Annotated in this window: 6 protein-coding genes and 1 pseudogene; 2 read left to right on the forward strand and 5 right to left on the reverse strand. The window is 71.2% G+C overall.

Annotation, left to right across the window (positions count from 1 at the left end):
- The coding region (locus tag WH07_RS06435) for an N-acetylmuramoyl-L-alanine amidase (RefSeq protein ID WP_046496394.1) at positions 1 to 1,918 on the forward strand (1,918 nt) is incomplete at its 5' end.
- Between the two features lie 106 nt (positions 1,919 to 2,024).
- On the opposite strand, the gene WH07_RS06440 is transcribed toward WH07_RS06435, so the two are convergent.
- The 5 genes from WH07_RS06440 to WH07_RS06460 form a co-directional block, all read right to left on the reverse strand.
- Positions 2,025 to 3,170: a baeRF3 domain-containing protein gene (locus WH07_RS06440; protein ID WP_046496397.1), complete on the reverse strand. Its 1,146-nt coding sequence runs from the start codon at positions 3,168 to 3,170 to the stop codon at positions 2,025 to 2,027.
- 226 nt (positions 3,171 to 3,396) lie between these two features.
- On the reverse strand, positions 3,397 to 5,748 hold the full coding sequence (locus tag WH07_RS06445; protein WP_079022994.1) for a glycoside hydrolase family 95 protein: 2,352 nt from the start codon (positions 5,746 to 5,748) through the stop codon (positions 3,397 to 3,399).
- A 153-nt stretch (positions 5,749 to 5,901) separates the two neighbouring features.
- Positions 5,902 to 6,402 (reverse strand): hypothetical protein, encoded by a 501-nt coding sequence (locus WH07_RS06450; protein WP_046496399.1) that lies wholly within the window; start codon positions 6,400 to 6,402, stop codon positions 5,902 to 5,904.
- Positions 6,403 to 6,703: 301 nt separating this feature from the next.
- Complete coding sequence (locus WH07_RS06455) at positions 6,704 to 6,946, reverse strand: DUF397 domain-containing protein (protein WP_046496401.1); 243 nt, start codon at positions 6,944 to 6,946, stop codon at positions 6,704 to 6,706.
- Positions 6,947 to 7,066: 120 nt separating this feature from the next.
- Entirely contained in the window at positions 7,067 to 8,173 is a 1,107-nt protein-coding gene (locus WH07_RS06460) for a calcium:proton antiporter (RefSeq protein WP_046496403.1), read from the reverse strand.
- A 215-nt stretch (positions 8,174 to 8,388) separates the two neighbouring features.
- Here WH07_RS06460 and WH07_RS06465 point away from each other — a divergent pair.
- Positions 8,389 to 8,606 (forward strand): annotated as a pseudogene (locus WH07_RS06465) (serine hydrolase); the annotation flags it as partial.

Below are 8,606 nucleotides of genomic sequence, written 5' to 3' on the forward strand. Positions count from 1 at the left end.
GGTCTCCGCCGCCCCCTCCGCCACCGCGGAACTGCCCGGACCGGGCGACCTCCAGCGCGATTTCACCGTGGCGGCCGAGCGCTACCGGGTGCCGGAGAGCGTGCTTCTCGGGGTCTCGTATCTTCAGTCGCGCTGGGACACCCACAGCGGCGCCCCGAGCGTCTCCGGCGGCTACGGTCCGATGCACCTCACCGACGCCAGGACCGCGCTCGCCGAGGCACCGCACCACTCGGACGGTACGGAGGACGCGCGCGGCGACCTGTCCCGTCCGGCACGGACGGCGGACACGGCGAGTGCGGCGCGGACGGCCCGTAACGCCGCCCGCGTGCCGAAGGCGTCCGAACTGCCCGCCCGGCTGCGCACCCTGGACCGCGCCGCCGCGCTGACCGGCCTGCCCGCGAAGGAGCTGCGGGAGAGCGCCGCCGCCAATGTCCTGGGCGGCGCGGCCCTGCTGGCCGCCGCGCAGCGGGAGCTGGGCGAGCCGCTGAGCGCCGATCCGGCCGACTGGTACGGAGCCGTCGCCCGCTTCTCCGGCGCCGACGACACCGCGACCGCCACCACCTACGCCAACGATGTGTACGACGTGATCAGGGGCGGCGAGCGGCGTACGACGGACAGCGGCCAGCGGGTGGCGCTCCGCGCGGTCCCCCGGATCGCGCCCGACACCTCGGGGACCGCGCGGCTCGGCCTGCGCCGCACGGCGGGCGCGCCCACGACGGAGTGTCCGCGCACGGTCGCCTGCGAGTGGATCCCCGCGCCGTACGAGGAGTTCGGCGACAACGACTACGGCAACCACGACAAGGCCGACCGCCCGGCGGCCCAGTCGATCGACTACATCGTCATCCATGACACCGAGGGCTCGTGGGACACCACGATCAAGCTGATCCAGTCCCCCGACTACGTGTCGTGGAACTACACCCTGCGCTCGTCCGACGGGCACATCGCCCAGCATGTGCTCGCCAAGGACGTGGCCTGGCACGCCGGCAACTGGTACGTCAACGCCAAGTCGGTGGGTCTGGAACACGAGGGCTTCCTCACCGCGCCGGACGCCTGGTACACGGAGGCGATGTACCGCACCTCGGCGCGGCTGGTGCGGTATCTGGCGGACAAGTACGACGTCCCGCTCAACCGGCAGCACATCCTCGGCCATGACAATGTGCCGGGCACGACCACCGCGTCGATCCCCGGGATGCACACGGATCCCGGTCCCTACTGGGACTGGGCGCACTACTTCCAGCTCCTCGGCGCGCCGTTCCAGGCGACGGCGGGAGCGGACGCGGACGCGGTGACCATCCGCCCGCAGTACGCCTCGCACCAGCCGTCGTACACCGACTGCGACAAGGCGGGCCAGGCGTGCGCGCCGCACGGCTCGGGTGCCGTACGGCTGCACACCGCGCCCGACGAGAGCGCCCCGCTGGTGAAGGACATCGGGCTGCGCCCCGGCGGCGAGGACTCCACGACCGGGGTCAACGATCTGGGGGCACGCGCCTCGACCGGCCAGCAGTACGCGGTCGCCGAGCGCCGGGGCGACTGGACGGCGATCTGGTACCTCGGGCAGAAGGCGTGGTTCCACAATCCGCGGACGCGGCCGACGGCCGTGAACGCCAAGGTCCCGCTGCTGACGCCGAAGCCGGGGGTGGCGGAGGTGCCGGTGTACGGGCGTGCCTACCCGGAGGCGTCGGCGTACCCGGCCGGCATCCCGGTGCAGACGGTCGCCCCGCTGCCGTACAAGGTGCTCGCCGGGCAGCGGTACGTGGTGGGCGATCTCGCCCCGGGCGAGTACTACTTCGCGCCGGTGTTCGACATCACGGAGCACCGGGTGGTACGCGGCAAGGAGATGTACTACGAGATCCAGATCGGGCACCGGGTCGGCTATGTGAAGGCGTCCGACGTCGAGGTGAGCGGCATGCGCCGCTGACGTACGGCGTACGGGTTGGGAGCACGGCGGGTGTCGTCGGCCGACGGGGGGCCGATGACACCCGCCGTCTCCGTCTGCCGCACCGGCGCTGGACCGGCGGAGAGTGTCAGTAGCGCAGTACCGCGGCGATCCTGTCGTGTGCGGCGAGGGTGCCGTCAGGGAGGAACACCACCTCGGCGCCGCCGTCCAGGGCCGTCTCCACCAGTTCGTCGACGATGTCGTCCCGTACGCCGTTGCGGCCGCCGTTGCCGCTCGCGGCCCGGCTCTCGGGCGTGGCCGTGAGCGCCTCGTCGACCGGTACGAGATGGCCGTCGCTGACCCGGACCGTGCGGCGGTAGTGCTCTTCGAGCGCGATCAGGTCGGCGCGCATCCCGCGTACCGACTCCCAGACCTCGTCGAGCCCCGCGGCGAAGGTGCGCCGTCCCCTGGCCTCGTCCAGCCGGTTCAGCACGTCGTCCTTCTCGCGGCGCGCGTACTCCTCGACGACGGGCCGGAGTTCCTTCAGCAGGACCGGCGCGGGCCCGTCCGCCAGACCGCCCTTGACCAGCCTGCCGGCGGCCGGACGGGTGGCGCTTCCCGCCTCCTCCAGCAGGGCCAGCGCGGGGGCGAGACCCACCAGGTAGAACGGCCTCGGCCGGCGCGCCAGCACCGCGCCCATCGCGTCGTCCACGGACCGCAGGAACTTACGGGTCTCCTCGTCGCTGAAGGTGCTCGGCGTGTCGCCGATCCGTTCCTCGCGCTCGACGTCCCAGCTCTCCTCGGGCGGCGCCATCGGGAATCCGTTCCCGCGGTGCTCGCGCAGCGACTCGCCGGCCCCGCTCCACAGCGTGGCGCGGTCGGCCGCGACCCCCAGCACCCAGTACGGCCGTGACTGCGCGGTGGCGGCCACCAGATTCCGGGTGAGATAGCTGTCGCTGAGGACGACCCGCTCAGGCACCTCGCGCGGCAGATACCAGATCCGGTGCTCCTGGCCGTCCGCGAGAATCAGCAGCCCGTCGAGGGCGCGGCGCAGATCGACCTCGGTGAGGGCCCGGCCGAGCTGGGTCCTGAGCGCGGTACGGGCCCGCTTGTCCACCTCCGGGTCGGCCTCCAGCCGGTGCGCCGCCTCGGTGAGCAGATTGCGCAGCCGTACCGCGTCCTGTTCATGGCGGGGATCGCGGCGGTGCGTGGGCATCGTCAGGGACACCGCCGGATAGGGGCGCGAGCGCCGCAGCTCCCGCAGGACGTCGGGGGTCAGACCGTTGTTGTCCATGCTGTCCCTTCGCTCGCTGGATGGCCGGGCGGCGGGCGGACAGTGGCGTACGGACTCCCCCGCCTCCCTCCATCGTGCGCGATTCCGCCCGGTTCCGCGCGAGGTGCGGCAGTGACGATCCTGTGCCGATCAGATCCGTACCGGGCCGGTCGGATCCGTACGGACCAGGGCCCCGTCCGCTGCCACACCGGACGGGGCCCTGGATTCTTCGGCCCGCGGCCGATCGCTAGGAACCGAAGACGTACGTCCGGCCCGCAGTGGCCCGGAAGGTCCGCTCCCCGCCCGGCAGCAGCGTGCTGCGCAGGGTCAGCTCGCCCGTACGGCTCGCGCGCAGGACGATCCTGGTGGCCTTGCCGCCCGACCACTCGATGTCGAGCGTCGCGCCGCCGCGCGCCCGCAGACCCGTCACCCGTCCGTCGGGCCAGGACGCGGGCACGGCGGGCAGGACCTCGATCGGACCGTGCTGGCTCTGCACCAGCATTTCCGCGATCCCGGACGTGGCACCGAAGTTGCCGTCGATCTGGAAGGGCGGATGGGTGTCCCAGAGGTTGGGCAGCGTGGAGCTCTTGAGCTGCTCGGAGAGCATCTTGTGCGCGTGGTCGCCGTCCAGCAGCCGCGCCCAGAAGTTGATCTTCCAGGCCTTGCTCCAGCCGGTGCCGCCGTCGCCGCGCGCGGTCAGCGAGACCTTCGCGGCCTCCGCCCAGGCGCTGCCCGCCTCGATCTGTCGGCCCGGGTGCAGGGCGTAGAGGTGCGAGACATGGCGGTGGTCGTCGGTCCGGCTGTCGAGGTCGGTCTTCCACTCCTGGAGCTGGCCCCAGGAGCCGACGCGCAGCCCGGGGTCGAGATCGGCGAGTGCGGTCTCCAGCCTGCGGCGGAAGTCCGCGTTGTCGCCGAGGGTCCGGGCGGCCTCCAGGGTGTTGGTGAACAGATCGAAGACGATCTGCTGCGACATCGCGGCGCCCACCGTGAAGTCACCGTGCTCGGGCGAGTAGCTGGGAGTGACCACCAGCTTTCCGTCGCGCGGGTCGGTCCGGAGATTGGCCAGCCAGAACTCCGTGGCCTCCTTCATCACCGGGTAGGCGGTGGAGCGCAGATAGGCGGTGGAGCCGTTGAAGCGGTAGTGGTCGTAGAGCTGCTGGGTGAGCCAGGCGGCGGCCTCGGGGAACCAGAAGGAGGTCGCCCAGTTGTGCACCCCGGTGAAGCCGTACGGATTGGTCTCGTTCTGGACGACCCAGCCGGTCGAGCCGAAGATCTCCCGTGCGCTCACCCGGCCGGGAGCCCGCATCGACTCGACATAGCGGTCGTAGGGGGCGGTGGTCTCGGCGAGGTTGGTGACCTCGGCGAGCCAGTAGTTCATCTGGAGATTGATGTTGACGTGATAGTCGGCGGACCAGGGCGGGTTGGTGACGTTGTTCCAGACGCCCTGGAGGTTCGCGGGCAGCGACCCGGCGCGCGAGGAGGCAATGAGGAGATAGCGGCCGTACTGGAAGAAGAGCGCTTCGAGCGCACGGTCGGCGGCGGTGGCGCCTCCGGTGTATCCGGCCAGGACCTGGTCGGTCGGCAGATCGGGGAGCTGCTGGCCGATGTCGAGCGAGACGCGGTCGAAGAGTTCGCGGTGGTCACGCACATGGTCGGCGCGCAGGGCGTTGTACGAGCGGCGGGCGGCGGCGTCGACGGTCTTGGTGACGGCCGCGTGCGGGTCGGTGCCCCGGTACTGCGGATAGGTGTCGGCGTAGTCGGTGCCCGCGGCGAGCACGAACCAGGCGCTGTTGGCGCCGCTGACCGTAAGGGTGCCGTCCGGGCCCGCGGTGACCCTGCCGCCCTCGGCGCGCACCCGGATCTGCGCCTCGAACCGCAGTCCGTTGTCCTGGAGCGTGCCCCGGATGATCAGCCGGTCGCCGTCGGCGGTCGCCGTGTAGTCGTCGCGGGGCGAGGTGTAGCGGAGGATGAAGCCGGTCCGCCCCGGCCGGTCGGCGGAGAACCGGCCCGCGATCACCTGGCCCGGGTACGAGGCGAAGAACTCCCTGGTGTGGGTGGCGCCTTCATGGGTGTACGAGACGGCCGCGAGAGCCGAGCCGATGTCGAGCGAGCGGCGGTACGAGCTGTCGGGGGCCGTCGGCGCGCCGGGTACGGCCAGTTGCAGTTCGCCGAGGACCTGATAGGCGCCGAAACCGTGCTTGGGCTGGCCGAGTTCGGCGGCGACGGTCTCCGGGGTGAGCTTGCCCTCCGCGTCGAGACGCTGCTGTACGGAGGCGAGGGCGCCGGGCCGGGGCGTGGTCCAGTTGCCGTGGTCGTATCCGCCGGAGGCACCGGGGCCACCGGTCCACAGCGACTTCTCATTGAGGGTGAGCCGCTCGGTGGCGAGCGTCCCGAAGACACTCGCGCCGAGCGCACCGCTGCCGATGGGCAGCGTTTCACGCTCCCAGTCGGTGGCAGGCTTTTGATACCAAAGAGTAAATTCATCGGAGGTGTCATGGGTCCCTGCGATGGCGGGCACGGCCGGAACTCCCAGCGTCAAGGCGCCGGTCACCCCTAGTGCGGACTTGATCGTGGTTCTGCGGCTGATCCCAGGCGTCATGGCCCGGACGTTAAAGGTCCGATGATGGAATTGGCAATACGCATGACAAATTCGGTTCACAGGCAGCACGAACAGGGCCGCGCCAACCTCCTGCTCGGAGGCGGCGCGGCCCTGGATCCGTCGGTACGTGGCTCAGCTCGGGAGCCGGTCCGCTCAGCCCTGCTGGAACAGCTCCGCGGGCAGCGGCTTCAGCAGCGCGTACAGATCGTCCGTGATCGGCCGGTCCCAGCTCGCGATGGTGACCAGGACATGATCACTGCGGTCGAACTGGACACAGGAGATCCGGCTCTCGGACAGCTTGAGACGGCGGACGATCAGCAGATTGTCCCCCTGCATCACCGGGATGTCCTCGCTGCCGACGACCTCGACCGGCTCCTCGTTCTCCAGCGCCAGCAGAAGCTGCGCCACCTCGAACGGGATCTGTCCGTCCACCAGCTCGCGCGCCGGTGACCCCTCGGGCAGATTTCCGATGATCATCGCGGGGCCCCGGCCGCCGAAGAGGTCGTACCGGAGGAAGACACCCTGGCAACTGCCGTCGGGGGCGGGCAGCAGACCGGCGCCCAGGTTTCCGGGCCAGTCACCCGGGTCCATGGCCAGGACATCGAAGTCCGGGCCGGCGGGTGTGGCGGCGCTGCGGCGGCGGAGGAAGGACATCCCACTATGGTACGGGTTCGCGCCACTTCCCCGGAGCCGGGTGGACCCCCTTCCGGGGAGCCGGAGACGGTTCGGCGGAGGCCGTTTCCGGTACGTCGGTGCTGGTGGGACGGATGGTGCGAGTGATACGGAAGTGGCGGCCCCGAGCGTACGGCGACGTCCGCATCCGGCCGTCAGCCATGGGCGAACACCCACGCACCACATGCCGGAAACGTCTGCCGGATCCACCGCACCCGGCTCAATCACCGCCGTACGGAGGCGAGTCGGGTGCGGAAGCCCGGAAGACCGTCGGAGGCCCCGCTCAGGTGAGGTCGAACTCCCCCTCACGCGCGTTGATCACAAAGGCCCGCCACTCGGCCGGGCTGAAGATCAGCGACGGGCTCTCCGGGCGCCCGCTGTTGCGCATCGCGATAAAGCCCTCCACGAAGGCGATCTGGACGTCACCCGTGCCCCGGCTGCTCGACTGCCATTCCGCGTTGCTCAGATCGAGTTCCGGCTTGTCCCAGCCCGAAAGCGGCTTCTGGGTGGTGGTGCTGTCGGCCACGTCCTGCTCCTCCCGCTGCGTCGTCCGCTGCCAGCCTATCGACCGGCGACGGTCCCCGACAGGCCACGGCGGACGGACCCTCTCCTCCCTTGCGCGGGCGAGGAGTTGGGCCCGGCCCGGTCATGGGCTGATGGCGAGAAAGACGAACGCGGCGAAGATGCCCAGGTGAACGCCGCCTTGCAGCAGAGTGGCCCGGCCGGGTGCGACGGTCAGCGCGCCCACCACCACGGTCAGCGCGAGGAGCACCATATGGGTCGAGTTCAGGCCGAGGACGAGCGGTCCGCTGAGCCAGACGGTGGCGAGCGCGATGGCCGGGATCGTCAGCCCGATACTCGCCATCGCGGAGCCGAGCGCCAGATTGAGGCTCGTCTGCACCCGGTCGCGTCGGGCGGCACGTACGGCGGCGAGGGTCTCCGGCAGCAGCACCAGCAGGGCGATCACGACACCGACCACCGCCTGCGGCAGCCCGGCCGACTCCACTCCCGACTCGATGGTGGGTGACACCGCCTTGGCATCGCCGACGACGGCGACCAGCGACACGACGAGCAGCACGGGGCTGAGCAGAGCCGCGTAGTGCCCGGGCGGCACGATGTGCGGCTCCTCCTCCGGTAGCTCGCCCTCCGGGGTGACGGGCAGGAAGGACTCGCGGTGACGCACCGTCTGTACGGTGACGAACAGCCCGTACAGAATCAGTGAGGCGGCCGCCGCGAAGCCGAGCTGCGCCGGGGAGAACTGCTGCGCCGGCGTGCTGGTGGTGAAGGTGGGGAGCACCAGGGTCAGCGTGGCCAGTGTGGCGACGGTGGCCAGGGCGGCGCCCGTGCCCTCGGGGTTGAACACGGCGACCCGTCTGCGCAGCGCGCCGACCAGCAGACAGAGGCCGACGATGCCATCGCAGGTGATCATGACGGCCGCGAAGACGGTGTCCCGGGCGAGCGTGGCCGCCTTGTCGCCGCCGCCCACCATCAGGGTGACGATGAGCGCGACCTCGATGACAGTCACCGCCACCGCCAGGATGAGCGAGCCGAAGGGCTCCCCCACCCGGTGGGCGACGACCTCGGCGTGGTGCACGGCCGCGAGGACCGCGCCCGCGAGACAGAGGGCGACCAGGGCGACCGCGAAGCCGGGCAGCGAGCGCCCCCAGCTCAGCACCAGGGCGATCAGCGCGAGCAGCGGCACCACCACGGTCCACTTCGACACCAGTGATCTGATGGGGTCGCTCCACGTCATGCGGCTCACGTCGGCTCACGCTGCCAGAGGTGCCGGGGGTACGCGCGGCGGGCTGCGCCGGACGGCTTCCACTGGCCGCTTCCGTGATGCCGCGTCAGTTTCGCCGTGATATCGGGGCCGCGCGGGGCGGGAGGGTTGACACCGCCCGGACCCGGCAAGAAAGTTTCAGCATTCGATCGCGATCCCGAAAGATACTTTCAAGGGAGGGCCCTCTGATGGCGCAGGACGGTTCGGGCGACGGTACGGACGGCGGCGCGGGCGACGGGATCAGCCGGCGCAGGCTGAGCGGCGGGGTGCTGGCCCTGGGCGGGGCGTTCGCGTTGGCGCCGGTTCCGTTCGCCGACGGCACGGCCCGCGCGGCGACGGCCGGGCCGGGCGGCGGGGGCTCGGGCGCCGGGACCGGTGGGCGCCCGGGCCGGGGGCCCACCGGTCC

Origin of the sequence: Streptomyces odonnellii, from assembly GCF_000981895.1 — a bacterium.
GTDB classification, from domain to species: domain Bacteria; phylum Actinomycetota; class Actinomycetes; order Streptomycetales; family Streptomycetaceae; genus Streptomyces; species Streptomyces odonnellii.

Coding starts and splice junctions, on each gene's coding strand:
- WH07_RS06440 (WP_046496397.1), bottom strand. CDS start 3,170: ATGGACAACAACGGTCTGACCCCCGACGTCCTGCGGGAGCTGCGGCGC.
- WH07_RS06445 (WP_079022994.1), bottom strand. CDS start 5,748: ATGACGCCTGGGATCAGCCGCAGAACCACGATCAAGTCCGCACTAGGG.
- WH07_RS06450 (WP_046496399.1), bottom strand. CDS start 6,402: ATGTCCTTCCTCCGCCGCCGCAGCGCCGCCACACCCGCCGGCCCGGAC.
- WH07_RS06460 (WP_046496403.1), bottom strand. CDS start 8,173: ATGACGTGGAGCGACCCCATCAGATCACTGGTGTCGAAGTGGACCGTG.